Origin of the sequence: Actinomycetospora callitridis, from assembly GCF_028737265.1 — a bacterium.
Taxonomy (GTDB): Bacteria; Actinomycetota; Actinomycetes; order Mycobacteriales; family Pseudonocardiaceae; genus Actinomycetospora; species Actinomycetospora callitridis.
In genome coordinates, this window is the sequence record NZ_JAQZAK010000010.1 from 95,682 (window position 1) to 111,566 (window position 15,885).

The 15,885-nt window shown below is 75.9% G+C and carries 16 protein-coding genes and 1 tRNA gene; 7 read left to right on the forward strand and 10 right to left on the reverse strand.

The window, feature by feature from the left end:
- The first annotated feature begins 10 nt into the window (after window positions 1-10).
- Together PH191_RS24765 and PH191_RS24770 are read left to right on the forward strand one after the other, a co-directional pair.
- Window positions 11-1,012 (forward strand): Gfo/Idh/MocA family protein, encoded by a 1,002-nt coding sequence (locus tag PH191_RS24765; protein WP_274197288.1) that lies wholly within the window; start codon window positions 11-13, stop codon window positions 1,010-1,012.
- Between the two features lie 38 nt (window positions 1,013-1,050).
- Window positions 1,051-2,163 (forward strand): ROK family transcriptional regulator, encoded by a 1,113-nt coding sequence (locus tag PH191_RS24770; RefSeq protein WP_274197289.1) that lies wholly within the window; start codon window positions 1,051-1,053, stop codon window positions 2,161-2,163.
- Window positions 2,164-2,170: 7 nt separating this feature from the next.
- Here the strand turns inward: PH191_RS24770 and PH191_RS24775 are convergent, their stop codons facing one another.
- Genes PH191_RS24775 through PH191_RS24785 form a run of 3 tightly spaced genes read right to left on the reverse strand, consistent with a single transcriptional unit; the run spans window position 2,171 to window position 5,226 of the window.
- Window positions 2,171-3,067: a TIGR03619 family F420-dependent LLM class oxidoreductase gene (locus PH191_RS24775; protein ID WP_274197290.1), complete on the reverse strand. Its 897-nt coding sequence runs from the start codon at window positions 3,065-3,067 to the stop codon at window positions 2,171-2,173.
- On the reverse strand, window positions 3,064-4,353 hold the full coding sequence (locus PH191_RS24780) for a Gfo/Idh/MocA family protein (RefSeq protein WP_274197291.1): 1,290 nt from the start codon (window positions 4,351-4,353) through the stop codon (window positions 3,064-3,066). Before PH191_RS24780 ends, PH191_RS24775 begins: the two co-directional genes overlap by 4 nt.
- Window positions 4,354-4,371: 18 nt before the next feature.
- Window positions 4,372-5,226 (reverse strand): hypothetical protein, encoded by an 855-nt coding sequence (locus PH191_RS24785; protein WP_274197292.1) that lies wholly within the window; start codon window positions 5,224-5,226, stop codon window positions 4,372-4,374.
- 244 nt (window positions 5,227-5,470) lie between these two features.
- Here PH191_RS24785 and PH191_RS24790 point away from each other — a divergent pair, with 244 nt between their 5' ends.
- Window positions 5,471-5,740, forward strand: a complete 270-nt coding sequence (locus PH191_RS24790) for a hypothetical protein (protein ID WP_274197293.1) — start codon at window positions 5,471-5,473, stop codon at window positions 5,738-5,740.
- Window positions 5,741-5,777: 37 nt separating this feature from the next.
- Here PH191_RS24790 and PH191_RS24795 read toward each other — a convergent pair whose 3' ends face one another.
- The 4 genes from PH191_RS24795 to PH191_RS24810 form a co-directional block, all read right to left on the reverse strand.
- Complete coding sequence (locus PH191_RS24795; RefSeq protein WP_274197294.1) at window positions 5,778-7,538, reverse strand: ATP-dependent DNA ligase; 1,761 nt, start codon at window positions 7,536-7,538, stop codon at window positions 5,778-5,780.
- 180 nt (window positions 7,539-7,718) lie between these two features.
- On the reverse strand, window positions 7,719-8,570 hold the full coding sequence (locus tag PH191_RS24800) for an anti-sigma factor (protein WP_274197295.1): 852 nt from the start codon (window positions 8,568-8,570) through the stop codon (window positions 7,719-7,721).
- Window positions 8,567-9,334, reverse strand: coding sequence for an RNA polymerase sigma factor (locus PH191_RS24805; RefSeq protein ID WP_274197296.1), 768 nt, complete (start codon window positions 9,332-9,334; stop codon window positions 8,567-8,569). The genes PH191_RS24800 and PH191_RS24805 overlap by 4 nt, the downstream gene beginning before the upstream one ends.
- 103 nt (window positions 9,335-9,437) lie before the next feature.
- Complete coding sequence (locus PH191_RS24810) at window positions 9,438-9,728, reverse strand: hypothetical protein (RefSeq protein ID WP_274197297.1); 291 nt, start codon at window positions 9,726-9,728, stop codon at window positions 9,438-9,440.
- Window positions 9,729-9,877: 149 nt separating this feature from the next.
- Between PH191_RS24810 and PH191_RS24815 the strand changes: the two genes are divergently transcribed.
- Together PH191_RS24815 and mftD are read left to right on the forward strand one after the other, a co-directional pair.
- Entirely contained in the window at window positions 9,878-10,948 is a 1,071-nt protein-coding gene (locus PH191_RS24815) for a LacI family DNA-binding transcriptional regulator (protein ID WP_274197298.1), read from the forward strand.
- Between the two features lie 117 nt (window positions 10,949-11,065).
- Window positions 11,066-12,238: a pre-mycofactocin synthase MftD gene (gene mftD / locus PH191_RS24820; RefSeq protein ID WP_274197299.1), complete on the forward strand. Its 1,173-nt coding sequence runs from the start codon at window positions 11,066-11,068 to the stop codon at window positions 12,236-12,238.
- A gap of 60 nt (window positions 12,239-12,298) precedes the next feature.
- On the opposite strand, the gene PH191_RS24825 is transcribed toward mftD, so the two are convergent.
- The 3 genes from PH191_RS24825 to PH191_RS24835 all read right to left on the reverse strand — a co-directional run bounded on the left by PH191_RS24825 (window position 12,299) and on the right by PH191_RS24835 (window position 13,388).
- Window positions 12,299-12,384 (reverse strand) — tRNA-Ser (locus PH191_RS24825).
- 10 nt (window positions 12,385-12,394) lie between these two features.
- The gene (locus PH191_RS24830) at window positions 12,395-12,841 is read right to left on the reverse strand and encodes a nucleoside deaminase (protein WP_274197300.1); all 447 of its coding nucleotides are present in this window, start codon (window positions 12,839-12,841) and stop codon (window positions 12,395-12,397) included.
- A 7-nt stretch (window positions 12,842-12,848) separates the two neighbouring features.
- Window positions 12,849-13,388: a tRNA adenosine deaminase-associated protein gene (locus PH191_RS24835; protein WP_274197301.1), complete on the reverse strand. Its 540-nt coding sequence runs from the start codon at window positions 13,386-13,388 to the stop codon at window positions 12,849-12,851.
- A 221-nt stretch (window positions 13,389-13,609) separates the two neighbouring features.
- On the opposite strand from PH191_RS24835, the gene PH191_RS24840 reads away from it, so the two are divergent.
- Window positions 13,610-14,800, forward strand: coding sequence for a M20 metallopeptidase family protein (locus tag PH191_RS24840; protein ID WP_274197395.1), 1,191 nt, complete (start codon window positions 13,610-13,612; stop codon window positions 14,798-14,800).
- Window positions 14,801-14,866: 66 nt separating this feature from the next.
- A complete protein-coding gene (locus PH191_RS24845) occupies window positions 14,867-15,883 on the forward strand; it encodes a prephenate dehydrogenase (protein WP_274197302.1) in 1,017 nt (338 codons plus the stop codon).
- Window positions 15,884-15,885: the final 2 nt, after the last annotated feature.

Below are 15,885 nucleotides of genomic sequence, written 5' to 3' on the forward strand. Positions count from 1 at the left end.
AGTGAGCCCCATGCAGGACATCCGCTGGGGCATCGCGGGACCCGGCCGCATCGCCGCGAAGGTCGCCCAGGACCTGGCCCTGGTCGAGGGTGCGCCCCTCGTCGCGGTCGGCTCCCGCTCGGAGGAACGCGCCCGGGTCTTCGCCGACGACCACGGCGGTGCCGACGTGCGCGCGCACGGCAGCTACCGCGCCCTCGTCGACGACCCGGAGGTCGACGTCGTCTACCTCGCGACGCCGCACCCCCAGCACGCCGCGCTCGCGGTGGCGTGCCTCGAGGCCGGCAAGGCCGTCCTGGTCGAGAAGACGTTCACGGCCACGCTGGCCGGGGCCTGGCGGGTGGTCGACACCGCACGCACCCAGGGCGTGTTCGCGATGGAGGCGATGTGGACCCGCTTCCAGCCCGCCGTGGTGCGGATGCGTGAACTGATCGCGCAGGGCGAGATCGGCGAGCCCCGGTCGGTGCAGGCCGACCTCGGCACGGTGCGCGACGTCGACCCGACCGACCGCCTCTTCTCCCTCGAGCTGGGCGGGGGCGCGCTGCTCGACCTGGGCGTCTACCCCGTGTCGTTCGCCCAGATGGTGCTGGGCACGCCGGACCGCGTCCACGCCGTCGCGTCCCGGGAGACCACCGGCGTCGACGCCGACGGCGCGATGCTGCTGTCCTGGGAGGACGGGCGCTACGCGACGCTGCAGACGTCGTTCCACAGCCCGTCCCCCGGGCAGGCGCGGGTCTTCGGCACCACGGGCTGGATCGACGTCCTCCCCCGCTTCCACCACCCGACGACGATCGTCCTGCACCACGACACGAACGACCCGGGCGAGCGGATCGAGCTGCCCGCCACCGGCTCCGGGCTCTACCACGAGCTCGTCGAGGTCACCGAGTGCCTGCGCTCCGGCGCCACCGAGAGCACGGTGATGCCGCTGGACGACACGCTCGCCGTGCAGGGCGTCCTCGCCGAGGCGGGAGACCAGCTCGGCCTCGTCTTCCGCGAGGACGACACGGCGGTGTGACCAGCGCCTACCCTGCACGCCTACGCCCAGGAGGTGGCATGGACGAGCCGGATCCGGCGGCGCGGGCGACGTCGCCGCACAGCGGACTGCGCCGGGCCACCACCGAGCGCGCGATCCTCGACTGCCTCGCCGCCGAGGACGGCCCGCTCACCCGTGCCGAGCTGGCCCGCCGCACCGCGATCTCCCCACCGGCCATCAGCGAGGCCGTGCGGCGCATGGAGTCCGACGCGGTGCTCGTCGCCGTCGGTCCGCGCTCCGGGGTCCCCGGCGCTGTCGCCACGCTCTACGACCTGGCCCCGGGCACGGGCGTCGTCGTCGCCGTCGAGATCAACCGCACGGTCGTGCGCAGCGCGGTCGGTGACCTCACCGGCCGCACGCTGGAACGGTCCGACCACGACCCGCCCGAGGACGGGCACGTCGTCGCGGCGCGCCTGCACGAGGTCCTCGACACGCTCGCCCAGCGCTGGCTCGGGCACGGACGCCCGGTGCGGGCCGTCGCGGTGTCGATCGCCAACCCCGTCGACCCGGCCACCGGGCGGGTCGTCGAGCTGCGGGAGTCCGCCTTCCCCGCGGGCGTGGTGAGCACCGAGGACGTCCGCGGCGTCGACCCCTCGATGATCGTGCTCGACAACGACGTCAACTTCGCGGCGCTCGCCGAGCGCGACCACGGGGCCGCGTCCGGGACGTCCACGTTCGCCTACCTCTACGTCGGCGAGCGGCACAGCGTCGGCATGGGGCTCGTCCTCGACGGCGTGCTCGTCCGCGGCGCGCGGGGGCTCGCGGGGGAGATCGGCTACCTGCCGCTCGGCGAGGGCACGGGCCGCTTCCGCTTCGGGGAGCAGATCGCGGCGCAGGGACTGCGGGCGACCGCGGACACCCTCGACGCCGAGGTGCTCGCGCAGGCCGGGCGCACGCTCGGGGAGGCCGCCGTCGCCGTGTGCGCAACCGTCGACCCCGCGCTGGTCGTGCTCGGCGGGCCGGTCGGCCTCCTGCCGGGCCTGCTCGCGCACGTCGAGGCCACGGTCGCGGAGCTCGCTCCGCGCGAGGTGCCGGTGACCGCAGGCGCGCTCGGCGAGACCGCGCCGCTGTGGGGCGCGCTGGCCGAGGCCCGCCGTCTCGCGTGGGAGAACCTGGTCTCCGCGCGGGGTTGACGCCGGGTCATCCCAGCAGCCAGCCCGCCGCCTCCTCGAGCACCGCGCGCTCCGCCGCGTGGTCGTGCCCGACCGTCGTCGCGTCGCGGTGGGTGTCGAGCAGGACGTGTGTCGCCCCGAGGTCCCGCAGCTCGTCGAGGTCGGCGCGGATCTGGTCCGGACGGCCCTCGCCGGCGAGGCGGTCGGCGTCCGGCCTGCGCTCGTCGGAGGGGTGCAGCACGATCCGCGGGGCGAGCGCGGGCACCGGCCGGCCGGCCTCGTCCGCGGCGCGGCGCAGCGCCGGCAGTCCCTCGGTCCGCAGCCAGCCCGCGGGCACGCGCAGGGGGTGCCAGGCCTGGCCCCACCGGACGGCGCGCCGGCGGGCGGCGTCGCCGTTGCCGCCGATCCACAGCGGCGGGTGCGGCCGGCGGTGCGGGCGTGGGCGGGTGTCGACGTCGGTGAAGGCGACGTGGCGCCCGGCGAAGCTCACGAGGTCGTCGCTCCACAGGGCGAGCAGCGCGTCGAGGTACTCGTCGGTGATCTCCCCGCGACGCCCCGGGTCGATGCCGAGCGCCGCGAACTCCGAGCGTGCCCACCCGACGCCGACGCCGACGATCAGCCGCCCGTCGCTGAGCTGGTCGAGTCCCGCGAGGCTGCGGGCCGTCTGCAACGGGTCCCGGTACGGCACCACCAGGACGGTGGTGCCCAGCTCGACGCGCCGGGTGACGCCCGCGAGGTAGCCCAGCAGCGTCAGGGGCTCCCAGAACGGGCCCGGGTAGGCGGCGGTGACGTCCGGGGTCGCGGCGACGTGGTCGCCGACCATGAGGAAGTCGAACCCGGCGTCCTCCACCAGGGCGGCCCACGCGCGCAGCGAGTCGACCGTCGCGGCGGGGCCGAAGTTGGGAACGGTGACGCCGATCCTCATCGGCCGACCCCGACGGAGTCGCCGAGGGGGTCCCAGTCCAGCGTCACCGTCTCCCCGGATCGCCGCGACCGCTCGGCCGCCCAGACGATGCGATGGCTCGTCAGCGTCTCGTCGAGACCCGTGAGCACCGCGGACGGGTCGTCGTCGGCGACGGCGCGCAGGAAGGCGCGCACGAGCTCCTCGTCGCCCTCCTGGTGGGGCGGGCGGCCGTCGCCGGGCGTGATCGTCTCGACGGCCTGGCCGGGGTGGGCCCGGAAGTCGTGGAAGCGCAGCGCGTGGCCGTCGCCCTCCACCGCGCCGTGGGTGCCGAACACCCGGGTCTGGCGTGGCGCGAGATCCGAGAACGCGGTGACGGTGTGCGTGGCCGTGATCCCGCTGTCGAACTCGAACGCGACGACCTGGTGGTCGACGACGTCGTTGTCGCAGCAGTAGACGCACCGGCCGTAGGGACCGGTGCGCAGCGCCTCGTCGAGGGCCTCCGCCGTCGGCACCTCGGTGACGGCCCCGAGCAGCTGGTGCTCCCACTCCGGATCACCCAGGCACGAGCGGTAGAGCCGCGGCGCCGAGTACGGGCAGGTCGGCTCGACCGCGCAGTCCAGGCAGCGGGACGACGCACCCTCGGGCTGCTTGTCGGACCGGAAGTGGCTCAGCCGGCCGAACGAGGACAGGCGGGTGGGGCGGGCGCCGACGAGGTGGGTCAGCAGGTCGACGTCGTGCGAGCACTTGGCGAGCAGCAGGGACGACGCGAGGTCCTCCCGGCGCCACTCCCCGCGCACGTAGGAGTGGGCGAAGTGCCAGGCCCCGACCGGTTCCAGGTGCTGCACCGACACGAGGTCGCCGATCCGGCCCGCCCGCAGGGCCGCGACGAGCGCCGCGGTGTAGGGCGCGTAGCGCAGAGGGTGGCAGATCGAGAAGAGGACGCCGGTCCGGCGCACGACCTCGGCGACGCGCAGCGCGGCCGCCTCGTCCGGGGCGATCGGCTTCTCGACGAGCAGGTGCACGCCGCGCTCGGCGAACGCGATGGCGGGGTCGACGTGGTCGTTGTCCTGGGTCGCGATCACGACGACGTCGAGGAGGTCCGCGCGCTCGGCGAGGTCGGTCCACCGCGCGAACCGGGCCTGCTCCGGGACGTCGCAGGCGTCGGCCAGGCGTGCGCGGCGCTCGCGTCGCGGCTCGGCGATCGCCGTCACGGTCCCGCCCGCCAGGAGGACGTTCCGAGCGTGCAGACGACCCCGACCGCCGGCACCGACGATCCCGACCCGGACCGGACGTGATCCGAAGCTCACGCGCGTTCCTCCCTGCTGTTACCCCCGCCGGGGGACATCCTGCCCCCGAGGGGCCCATTCCGTCGCCGGGGCGCGGCCCGCATCCGGAGCATCGCGACGGGCCGGACGCCACAGCGCGCCCTCGATCGACTCCGGGCTGCCCGACGCGGCGGCCCCCAATGCCGCCAGCTCGCCCTGGTGCTCGGCCATGTCCAGCGCCGAGAGCGCCGCGTCGAACGCGTCCTCGGTGTCGACGACGGCGTCACGCAGCTCCGCCGGGATGCGGGGGTCGGCCTCGACGACCGCGCGGCGGGCCGTCGCCGAGCGCTTCACGACAGGGCCGGTGTGGACCCGCGGATAGATCTCGAGCACCGTGGCCCGTCCGGCGTCGTCGAACGGCCACACCGCGAACCCCGCGGCCCGCAGCCGCGCCAGGTGGGGCATGCCCCGCAGCGAGCCGGTGCCGACGGCGCCCGCGCCCCCGATCTGGAACGTCGAGCGGGGATCGAGGCCGTGGGCGCGGGCGGCCTCCTCGGTCGACCGGTATCCCGGGCGCGCCGGGTCGTGCGGCGGACGGGGTACCGGGCCCCGGCCCCAGAACGGCGGCCGGCAGGCCCGTAGCCACTCCTCGCCGTCGCGGGCCACGAGGTCCCACAGGGCCGCGACGTCCCCGCACCCGTGCTCGCGGGCGAACCAGGCGGGCAGGCCGAAGGAGAAGTCGAGACCGACGACGAGGGGCGTCTCGGCGGCGCGGGCGATCAGGTGCGCGGTGACGCCGTCGCGGCCGAGGCCGGCGCGGACGTCCACGAGGCGCCCGGGCCGCGCGCTCGCGACGCGGATGCGCCGGTGGGACGCGCGGGCGTCGCCCGACCAGTCCACCGCGAGCACCTCCACGGCTCCATCGTGCCGCCGTCGTTCGCGGCCCCACCGACCTGCCGTTCGTCGTCCACGGATCACCGTTCGTCGCGCGTTGCCCACCGCCGGTCCGGCTCAACCGACCACCACGCTTTCCGGTGGGCCTTCGTCGCACCGATTGCCGGCCTCCGGGGCGCGGGGTTGAGTCCGGAGCGACCGTTCATCGCAACGCTCGTTGCGACGAACGGTCGCTCCCGTTCCGCTCTCTGCGAGGAGTCCTGCCATGTTCCGACGCGTCGCCGCCACCCTGTCGGCATCGGTCGCCCTGTCCGCCGCCGGGCTGCTCGCCGCCGCCCCGCTCGCCTCCGCCGACCCCGTCCCCACCGACGACGGCGACACCGGGATCGCGTTGCTCAACGACCTGACCGTGCTGCCCGTCCAGGCATGCGGAGTGGACGCCGGCATCCCGATCCTGTCCGACGTCCTCGGGGGCAGTGACGCGGCGCCGTCGGACATCACCTGCGCGGTGGTGGACGACGACGAGGACGACTAGGCCGGAACCGCTCCGGGCGCCGGAGCCGGGCCGGACCTCAGCCGACGAGGGTCCGGCTCGGTTCGGCCGTCGAGATCGCCGGGATGCGCATCCGCACCGCCGTGCCGACACCGGGCCGGGTGTCGACGTGGACGTCGCACTGCGACCCGAAGGCCGCGTGGAGCCGGCGGGAGACCTCGGCGATGCCGCCGTGACGGCGATCGACCTGCGAGGCCGTGCGCGTGGCCTCGGGCCCCATGCCGGCGCCGTCGTCCGACACGGTGATCACGCAGTCGGACCCGGAGCCCGAGGCGAAGACGCTGACCGCGCCGCCCCCGGGGACCGGCTCGATGCCGTGCCGCACCGCGTTCTCCACCAGCGGCGCCACGACGAAGGGCGGCACCAGGACGCCGCGCACCTCGGGCGCGACGGCGACCTCCGCCCGCAGCCGCGCGCCGAACCGGGCCTGCTCGAGGGTCAGGTACCGCTCGGCGTTGCGCAGCTCGTCGCCGACCGTCGTGAGCTCGCCCCCGGACCGGAACGAGTACCGCGTGAAGTCGGCGAACTCGGTGAGCAGCTCGCGGGCCCGGGACGGGTCGGTGCGCACGTAGGACGCGATCGCGGTGAGCGTGTTGTGCACGAAGTGCGCCGAGAAGCGCGAGCGCAGGGCCGACTCGACGTCCTCCGGCGAGGGCGTCGTGACGATGTCGGCGACGGCGGCCGACGGGCGGGGGCGCAGCCCGCCGCTCGGGGACTCGGCGGTCTCGAGGTCGTCGAGCTCGAGATCGGTGTCGACCACCGGCGCCGCGAGCACCGGGGCCGCGACCGTGGCCGGGTGCGCCGCGCGCAGCCCCTGCCACGCCGGGCGCTCGAGCAGCCCGGTGGCCGTCCAACGCCGGTGCTCCACCTGCCCGACCAGGCGCGGGGCCAGCCAGCGCGCGGCACCCCGCGCGTCCTCGGGCACGACGTCGACGAAGGGGTTCTCGGGCCGCTCGAGCGCGCCGAGCACGCCGTCGAGCTCGCGCCGGGCGGCCGCCGTGACCCCGGTGAGCACGCGGCCGGAGTAGCGCAGCCCCGACTCGCCCGGCACCCCGACCAGCAGCGCCCCGACGGTGTCCGGCTGCCCGCGCGCCGGGATCCAGCCGCCGACCACCACGTCCTGGACACGACGCACGGGCGTCTCGATCCAGCTCCGCGAGCGCCGGCCGACCTGGTAGGTGGACTCGAGGCGCTTGGCGACCACGCCGTCGAGGCCGTACCGGCGCGCCGTGGTGACCACCGCCTCGGCGCCCACGCCGGTGAAGTACGGGGGGATGACGACGCGGCTGCCGGAGAGGTCGAGCTCGGTGAGCAGCTCGCGGCGCTGCCGGTAGGGCAGGCGGCGCGTCGACACGCCGGCCACCTCCAGCACGTCGAACACGTAGTAGGAGACCGGCACGCGCGCCTGCAGGATCTCCGACGGGTGGGCGACGCGGGCCCGGCGGCGCAGCTTGCCGGCGCTGGGGCGGCCCACGCCGTCGAGGGCGACGACGACCCCGTCGAGCACGAGCCCGCCGGTGCTCGTCCAGGGCGCCGCGACCCCGAGCTCCGGGAAGTGCGACGTCACGTCGCGCCCGGCGTCGGTGACCAGCCGCAGCCCCTCGTCACCGGTGCGCGCGAGGCAGCGCAGCCCGTCCCAGAGGAACTCGAACGCCCAGCCCGCGCCGCGCGGGACGTCGCCCGCGCTCGCGAGCATCGGGCGCCCGGGCGAGGCCTCGGCGTGGTCGGTGGCCGACGTGACGCCGAGCTCCCCGGTCGTGAGAGCAGACACCCCTGCCATCGGCGCCACCTCCCCGACCCGCTCGCCACCGCCGGCGGGGTGATCGCCGGCAGGGTCCACGGTATCCGCGGACCCCGACGGTGGCACCGTCGTCGCGGACGCGGCGCGCGCGGACTGCGACCGGGGAACGGTGAGCAGCGACGAACGGTGGAACGGCGTGTCGCGGCTGGACGAGCAGCCTCAGGCCGCCGCCAGCCCGACCGCGACGACCGTCGACGGCCGCGCGGGCACGGGGCCCGTGGGTTCGACCGAGACCGCCCAGCCGCGCGGCGCCGGGTCCCCGGGCCCTGACGGCTGGGCCGTCGCGTCGAGGGGGCGTGTCACGCCGTCGGCGGGGTCCATGACGGCCACCGCGACCGGCGCGTTGCCGGGCAGACCGGTGGCCCACAGGACGTAGTCGCGCTGGTTGCCGGTCGCGGGGAGGTCCAGCGACACCATGCGGACCGGGGCCGCGGCGTCACCCGGGTCGAGGACCACGGCCGCGGGGTTGCCGTCCGGGCCGCGCAGCACCGCGGAGCGCAGGCCGGGGTCGCGCGACCGGGCGTCGCCGACGACCCGGTCGGCCTGCTGGGCGAGCGCCACCGCCGGGGTGTCCGGCGGCGCCTCCTGGGTGGGCAGCACGCCGCGCGCCACGATGAGGCCCACACCGAGCACCACCGCGGCGACCAGGCCGCCGGCGGCGGTGACGAGCCGCCGGGACCGGGGCCGCGGGATCGGGCTCGCGGGCCGGGGTCCGTCGGGGGTCCGGGGTCCGTCGGTGATCGGGTGAGCCGAGGCCGGGCGGCGCACCGGACGCACCGGCGTCCCGGGCTCGGCCCGGGCCGCGGTGAGGACCCGGCCCTTCAGCTCGGCGGGCGGCTCGAGGGACGGGACCGCGGCGCCGAGGGCGGCGACCACGTCCAGGGCCTCGTCGAAGGCGCGACGGCAGTCGGCACAGTGCGGCAGGTGGGCCTGGACGGCGCGTTCCTCGTCGGGCTCGAGCGCGGAGAAGGCGGCGCCGACGGCGTCGGCGCGCTGGGGACAGGTGCTCACGCGAGGTCTCCGAGCGCATCCGCCGAGGAGCCGAGGACCGGGCCGAGCAGGACGCGCAGCCGTGCCACGCCCGCGAACATCCGCGACTTCACGGTGCCGATCGGCACGCCGGTGAGGCTCGCGACCTCGCGCTGGGAGTAGCCGCCGTAGTAGGCGAGCCCGAGCGCGGTGCGCTGCTCGGTGGGCAGCCGCCCCATCGCCGCGCGGACCTGCTCGCCGAGCACCGCGCCGAGCGCCTGGCGCGCGGCGGACGGGCCCGCGGCGGGCACGCCTTCGTCCGGCTCGCCCGTGGTCGGGTGGTGACGACGGCGGGTGGCCTCGCGGCGCACGGCGTCGACCGCCTTGTGGTGCACCAGCGTCATCAGCCAGCTCGCGACGGTGCCGCGCCCCGGGTCGAACTTCCCGGGGTCGCGCCAGAGGGCGAGGAAGACCTCCTGCACGACGTCCTCGGCCAGCCCGTCGTCGGCGCAGATGCGCCGCGCGAGCGAATAGGCCGGGCGCCCGTAGCGCTGGTAGAGGGCGTCGAGCGCCGCGGTCTCGCGGTCGGAGAGACGGACGAGCAGCGCGGCGTCGGCGGCCGCCGCCTCGCTCCCCGTCGGCACGGCGGGCACGGCGGGTGCCGCGGGCTCCGCCGCCTCGACGGGCGGCGCCGCGGACATCGGGGATCGGCCACGCCGCCCGTCCCGTGCCGTGCCGGCCGCCGCGGACGTGCCCCCCACCTCGGGTGGGGCGTCCGCACGAGCCGGCATCAGGGGCAGGGACACGCGGCCACCTCCTCCATCGGGGATCACTGCGCACCGTTCGCCCGCCGGTCGTCGGCGGTTCGGCCGTTCGGCCGGTGTGGTGCAGAGAATCCGGCGGTCTCGCCTACGTGCGAGGTGCGACGGGCTCGCCCGGTGCCGCGGCTCCGTCCTCCTCCAGCTCCGCCCGGAGGTCGTCCCTGGCCTGCTCCAGCGCCCGCAGACGCCGGCCGCGCGCCGGCACCCGGTCGTTCGCCATCAGCGCCACGATCTCGGCCTCGACCGCCGCGAGCCGCGTCCGCGCCGCCGCCCGCCCGACGACCCGCTCGGCCGCGTCGGCGACCTCCCGGGCCGCGCGCCGGTCCGGGGCGCCGCCGATCCACCGCGCCGCCCGCCGCCACATCGCTCGGAGCTCCATCAGGCCCTCCTCGTTGTCGGTGGCGCCTACTAAACCGGTTCAAACCTGAGGTCCGCAAGAGGTGCATCACGGCTGATCCGGTCAGCTTGAACCGGTTCACCAACCAGCGGTCTCCCGGGTACCGGCCGCGACGCGAGAGGATCGGGGGCGTGGAGACGGGTGGACGCGCGGGCGGGCGGGTCACGCTCGCGACCGTGGCGAGCGCCCTCGGCGTCTCCCGGGCCACCGTGTCCAACGCCTACAACCACCCCGAGCGTCTGAGCCCGCGCCTGCGCAGCCGCGTGCTGCGCACGGCCGGAGAGCTGGGCTACGCGGGGCCCGACCCGCTCGCGGCGACGCTCTCGCGGGGCCGGGTGAACGCGCTGGGCCTGGTCCACGGGGCACCGATGTCGTTCGGGTTCAGCGACCCCGCGGCGGTCCTGTTCCTCCAGGGAGTCAGCGAGGTCTGCGAGCGCGAGGACCTCGCCCTGGTCCTCATCGCCGGGGGGCCGGACAGTGCCGTCGCCCGTGTCGCGCTCGTCGACGCCATGATCTGTTACTGCGACGTCCCCGCCGAGGGCGGGCTCGCGGCCATCGTCGACCGCGGGCTGCCCTTCGTCGTCGTCGACGGCCCGCGGTTGCCGGGCGCGGGGCACGTCGGCATCGACGACCGCGGCGGCGCCGCCTCCGCGGCCCGCCACCTGCTGGACCTCGGTCACACCCGCCTCGGCGTCGTCGCGATGCCGCTGATCGAGGACGAGTGGGAGGGCACGGCCGACCAGGACCGTCAGGACCGGGCCCACTACCGCGCGTCCTGCGAGCGCCTGCGGGGCTACCGGGAGGTCGTCGAGGGCGCCGGGCACCCGTGGTCGGCGGTGCCGGTGGAGGAGCGCGTGCCCTACGGGCGCGACGCGGGGCGCCGGGCCGCCGCCGCGCTGCTGGCCCGTCGCCCGCGCCCCACCGCCCTGCTCGCGATGAGCGACGAGCTCGCCCTCGGCGCGATGGCCGCCGCCGCGGACGCGGGCCTGTCGGTGCCCGGGGACGTGGCGATCGTCGGGTTCGACGACGTGCCCGCGGCCGCCGACGCCCACCCCGCGCTGACCACCGTGCGCCAGCCGCACCGGAAGAAGGGCCGCCGCGCCGCGGAGCTGCTGCTGCGCCCGGGCGTCGCCGGCGACGAGCACCGCCTGCCGGTCGAGCTGGTCGTCCGCGCCTCCACCGGACCCCCGCCCGGGCGGTGACCCGACCCCTCCGTTCGGAGGGTCACGGACCGTCCGCGCAGACACCGTGCAGGTCGCCGCGTCCGGTTACGGTGACCGGGAGCGGTGAAGCAGGTCACGGGACCCGGAAGGTTGCACATGGCTGGTCAGTGGTTCGAGTCGGTCGCCGAGGCCCATCGGCGAGCGAAGAAGGAGCTCCCGAAGTCGGTCTACGGCGCCCTCGTGGCCGGCAGCGAGGCCGGGGCGACCCTCGAGGACAACATGGCGGCGTTCCGGGAGCTCGAGTTCCTGCCGCACGTGTGCGACCTGCCGTTCGAGAAGGACCTGTCCACCACGGTGATGGGCCAGGACGTCTCGATGCCGGTGATCATCTCGCCGACCGGGGTGCAGGCCGTGGACCCCGAGGGCGAGGTCGCGGTGGCCCGCGCGGCGAAGAACGCCGGCACCGCGATGGGGTTGAGCTCGTTCGCCAGCCGCTCGGTCGAGGACGTCATCGAGGCCAACGAGAAGACGTTCTTCCAGATGTACTGGGTGGGCGACCGCGAGACCCTCGCGGCCCGCGCCGAGCGCGCCAAGAAGGCGGGCGCCAAGGGCCTCATCGTCACCCTGGACTGGTCGTTCTCCCACGGACGGGACTGGGGCAGCCCGGCCATCCCGGAGAAGATGGACCTCAAGACGATGATCAAATACATCCCGGAGGGCATCACCCGGCCGCGCTGGGGTCTGCGGATGCTCCGCGCGGGCAAGATCCCCGACCTCACCGTGCCGAACATCCCCGTCGGCGGCGAGGAGCCCCCCACGTTCTTCGGCGCGTACGGGCAGTGGATGTTCACCCCGCCGCCCTCCTGGGCCGACGTCGCCTGGCTGCGTGAGCAGTGGGACGGGCCGTTCTGCGTCAAGGGCATCACCCGCGTCGACGACGCCAAGCGCGCCGTGGACGCCGGCGCCACCGCGATCCAGGTGTCGAACCACGGCGGCAACAACCTCGACTCCACCCCGGCGCCGATCCGCGTGCTGCCCGGGATCGTCGAGGCCGTCGGCCGCGAGGTCGAGGTCATCCTCGACGGCGGCGTCCGGCGCGGCAGCGACGTCGTCAAGGCCCTGGCGCTCGGTGCCCGGGCCGTGGCCATCGGGCGGGCCTACCTCTGGGGCCTCGCCGCCAACGGTCAGCCCGGCGTCGAGAACGTGTTCGAGATCCTGCGCAGCGGCATCGGCTCGGGGCTCATGGGCCTCGGCAAGAGCTCGGTGCACGATCTCGCCCCCGAGGACCTGATCATCCCGCCGAACTTCACCCGGCAGGCCGTGGGCTGAGCACGGAACGACGCGAAGGGCCCCTCCCGGAATCCGGGAGGGGCCCTTCGTCGTCAGGGGCGGTAGCGGTGGGATTCGAACCCACGGTGGGCAGAACCCACACGCGCTTTCGAGGCGCGCTCCTTTGGCCGCTCGGACACGCTACCGCCGTCGAGATTACGGGACGCTGTCCTCGCGCCGACGACCGGGCCAGAAGTCGACCATGAGCGCTGCGCACCGGGCCTCGAGCACCCCGCCGAGCACCTCGGGGCGGTGGTTGAGCCGCCGGTCGCGCACCACGTCCCACAGGGAGCCGACGGCCCCGGTGCGCGGCTCCCAGGCCCCGAACACGATCCGGTCGACCCGGGCGAGCACCGCCGCACCGGCGCACATGGTGCAGGGCTCGAGGGTGACGACGAGCGTGCAGCCGCCGAGGCGCCAGTGATCGCCGTGGTGCCGGGCGGCCTCGCGCAGGGCGAGGATCTCGGCGTGGGCGGTGGGGTCGCCCGTGGCCTCACGGGCGTTGGCCGCCGCGGCGAGCTCCCGGCCGTCGGCGTCGATCACCAGCGCGCCGACGGGGACGTCGTCGCCGGACGTCCGTGCGACCTCGATCGCACGGGCCATCCACTGCTCAGGCGTCAGCGGTCTCCACGACCTTCGCCAGCTCGTCGGCGAATCCGCAGCGACGGGCGATCGCGGTGAGCTGCTCGTCCGGGTAGAGGTCGATCTCCTCGACCAGCACGGCGAGCTCGTCGGCGGGGACACCGAGGTCGGCCAGCATCCCGAGGTCGCCCTCGGGCCACGGGTCGTCGTCCGCCTCGTCCTCGTCGGGCACCTCGAGGCGCAGCAGGTCGAGCACGTCGGCCGCGACGTCGTAGTCGAGCGCGGCGACCGCGTCGGAGAGCAGCAGCGCCACCCCGCCGGGCGTGGGGCGCACGAGCACGAAGAACTCGTCGTCGACGTCGAGCAGACCGAGCACGGCGCCGGTGGAGCGCAGGCCGCGGAGCGCGCTGATGGCGGAGTCGAGGTCGGCGAGGCTGTCGCGTTCCATGGCGACCGCGCGCCAGCGACCCTCCTCGCGCGTGACGGCCACCGCCCACCCGTCGAGGGGCGCGACGGTGCCGGCGCCCCCGCGTGTCGCGGCGGTGCCTGCGGACCCCTGACCTGCCATGGCCCTACGGTAGGTCCGGGCCAGTGTCCAGTGGAAGTCCGGCGAGGTCACGGAAGCGCCGGACGGTCGTCGGCGCAAGGCCTCCGGCCGTCCGGGGGTACGCCGGTGGGTGAACCGGGATGCGGCGACTTCACGGTGGGGGTGCCAGGATCGGACGGGTGAGCGCTCCGGAGCGGCGAGCGGGCGGGCGCCGCGCGGCGCACCGTGCCCCGGAGCGCGCCCTGCTGGCCGAGGCCCGCGCCCTGCAGCCGCGGACGCTGGAGCTGCGGCGCGCCCTGCACCGTCACCCCGAGATCGGCCTGATGCTGCCCGCCACCCAGGCCGCCGTGCTCGCCGCGCTCGAGGACCTGCCGCTCGAGGTCGGCACCGGCCGGGAGTGCAGCTCGGTCGTCGCCGTCCTGCGCGGGGCGCGGCCGGGGCCGTCGGTGCTCGTGCGCGCGGACATGGACGCGCTGCCGATGCACGAGGACACCGGGCTGCCGTTCTCCTCCGAGGTCGACGGCGCCATGCACTCCTGCGGGCACGACCTCCACACCGCGATGCTGGCGTCCACCGCCCGGCTGCTCGCGGGACGCCGCGACCGCCTCGCCGGCACCGTCGTCCTCATGTTCCAGCCCGGCGAGGAGAGCTCGCACGGCGCGCGCATGATGATCGACGAGGGGCTGCTCTCGGCCGAAGGGCCGGGCGGGACGCCCGAGTCGGCGATGGCCCTGCACGTCACGTCGCGCCTCGCGGCGGGCACGCTCCAGACGCGGCCGGACTCGATCATGGCGTCGTCCGACGACCTCCACGTGACGGTCACCGGGCGGGGCGGGCACGCCTCGGCGCCGCACGACGCGCTCGATCCGGTACCGGCCGCGGCGGCGATGGTCGGCGCGCTGCAGACGATGGTGACGCGGCGGGTCAGCGCGTTCGACCCGGCCGTGCTCACCGTGGCCCACATCAGCGCCGGCACCACCACCAACGTCATCCCCGAGACCGCCATGCTCGAGGGCACCGTCCGCACGCTGTCGGAGGAGACCCGGGCCCGCGTGCTCGACGAGGTGACGCGGGTGTGCACCGGTGTGGCCGACGCCTACGGCTGCACCTGCGAGGTCGAGATCGAGGCGGGCTACCCCGTCACGGTCAACGACCCGGACGTCGCCGACCGGGTGGCCGACGCCGGGCGCTCCGTGCTCGGTTCGCGCTTCGTCGAGCCGATGCCGGACCCGATCATGGGCTCGGAGGACTTCTCCTACGTGCTCGGGCGCGTGCCCGGTGCGCTGGCGTTCCTCGGGGCGTGCCCGGCGGACGTCGACCCGGCCGAGGCGCCGCCGAACCACTCCAACCGCGTCGTGTTCGACGAGGACGCCATGGTCGCCGGGGTGGCCCTCTACTCGGGGTACGTCCTGGACGCCCTCCGGCGGGCCTGAGCCTCCGCGCGGCCCCCGTTCGGGCGCACCTCCCTCACTCTCCCGGGTCGTCCTAGGGTCGCCCCCGTGGAATCAGCAGGTGCCACCCTCGCCGCCGCACAGCACCGCCCCGTGTGCGTGATCGGCCTCGGCCTCATCGGCGGCTCGTTGCTGCGCGCCGCCACCGACGCCGGCCGGTCCGCCTGGGGCGCGTCCGCCTCGACGACGACCGCCGAGAAGGCCGCCGCCGACGGCTACGACGTCGCCGCCTCGGTCGACGCGGCGCTCGCGCGCGCCGCCGTCGAGGACGCCCTGGTCGTGCTGGCCGTCCCGCTGACCGCGCTGGACGACGTGCTCGCCGCCGTGGCCCGCGAGGCCCCCGGGTGCCGGCTCACCGACGTCACCAGCGTCAAGGGACCGGTGGCCGAGGCCGTCGCCCGCCGGGCGCCCGCGACCCGCTTCGTCGGCGGTCACCCGATGACCGGCACCGAGTTCTCCGGGTGGGACGCCGGGTCGCTGCAGCTCTTCCACGAGAAGGTCTGGGTGGTCGCGACCGAGGACGACGCCGACCTCGAGGTGTGGGTCGACGTCGCCGCCCTCGCGCTGGCCTGCGGGGCGGTCGTCGTGCCCGCCGCCTCCGACGAGCACGACCTCGCCGTCGCCCGGGTCTCGCACCTGCCGCACCTGCTCGCGGCCGTCCTCGCGTCCGTGGGCGCCGACGGCGGCGAGCTCGCCCTGGCGCTGGCCGCGGGGTCGTTCACCGACGGCACCCGAGTGGCCGCCACCCGCCCCGAGCTCACTGCCGCGATGTGCGAGGGCAACCGCGCCGCACTCCTGTCGTCCCTCGACGACGCCCTGGGGCGCCTCGGCGCCGCCCGCGGCTCGCTGGCCTCCACCGGCGGGCTGCTGGCCACGCTCACCGCAGGCCACGACGGCCGGGAGGCGCTCGACGCGGCCCGGCGGGCCCGCCGCGAGGTGCGCATCGACCTCGACGGCACGCCCGCCGAGTTCCTCGAGGCCATGCGCGAGGTGGGCCGCACCGGCGGCCGGGTCATCGGCTGGACGCCCGAGGCCCTGGACGCGGCGCTCGGCAGCGAGGACTAGCG

Excerpts from the sequence above, each read along its gene's own strand:
- PH191_RS24765 (WP_274197288.1), top strand. The coding sequence starts at position 11 with ATGCAGGACATCCGCTGGGGCATCGCGGGACCCGGCCGCATCGCCGCG.
- PH191_RS24770 (WP_274197289.1), top strand. The coding sequence starts at position 1,051 with ATGGACGAGCCGGATCCGGCGGCGCGGGCGACGTCGCCGCACAGCGGA.
- PH191_RS24775 (WP_274197290.1), bottom strand. The coding sequence starts at position 3,067 with ATGAGGATCGGCGTCACCGTTCCCAACTTCGGCCCCGCCGCGACGGTC.
- PH191_RS24790 (WP_274197293.1), top strand. The coding sequence starts at position 5,471 with ATGTTCCGACGCGTCGCCGCCACCCTGTCGGCATCGGTCGCCCTGTCC.
- PH191_RS24795 (WP_274197294.1), bottom strand. The coding sequence starts at position 7,538 with ATGGCAGGGGTGTCTGCTCTCACGACCGGGGAGCTCGGCGTCACGTCG.
- PH191_RS24810 (WP_274197297.1), bottom strand. The coding sequence starts at position 9,728 with ATGGAGCTCCGAGCGATGTGGCGGCGGGCGGCGCGGTGGATCGGCGGC.
- mftD (WP_274197299.1), top strand. The coding sequence starts at position 11,066 with ATGGCTGGTCAGTGGTTCGAGTCGGTCGCCGAGGCCCATCGGCGAGCG.
- PH191_RS24830 (WP_274197300.1), bottom strand. The coding sequence starts at position 12,841 with ATGGCCCGTGCGATCGAGGTCGCACGGACGTCCGGCGACGACGTCCCC.
- PH191_RS24835 (WP_274197301.1), bottom strand. The coding sequence starts at position 13,388 with ATGGCAGGTCAGGGGTCCGCAGGCACCGCCGCGACACGCGGGGGCGCC.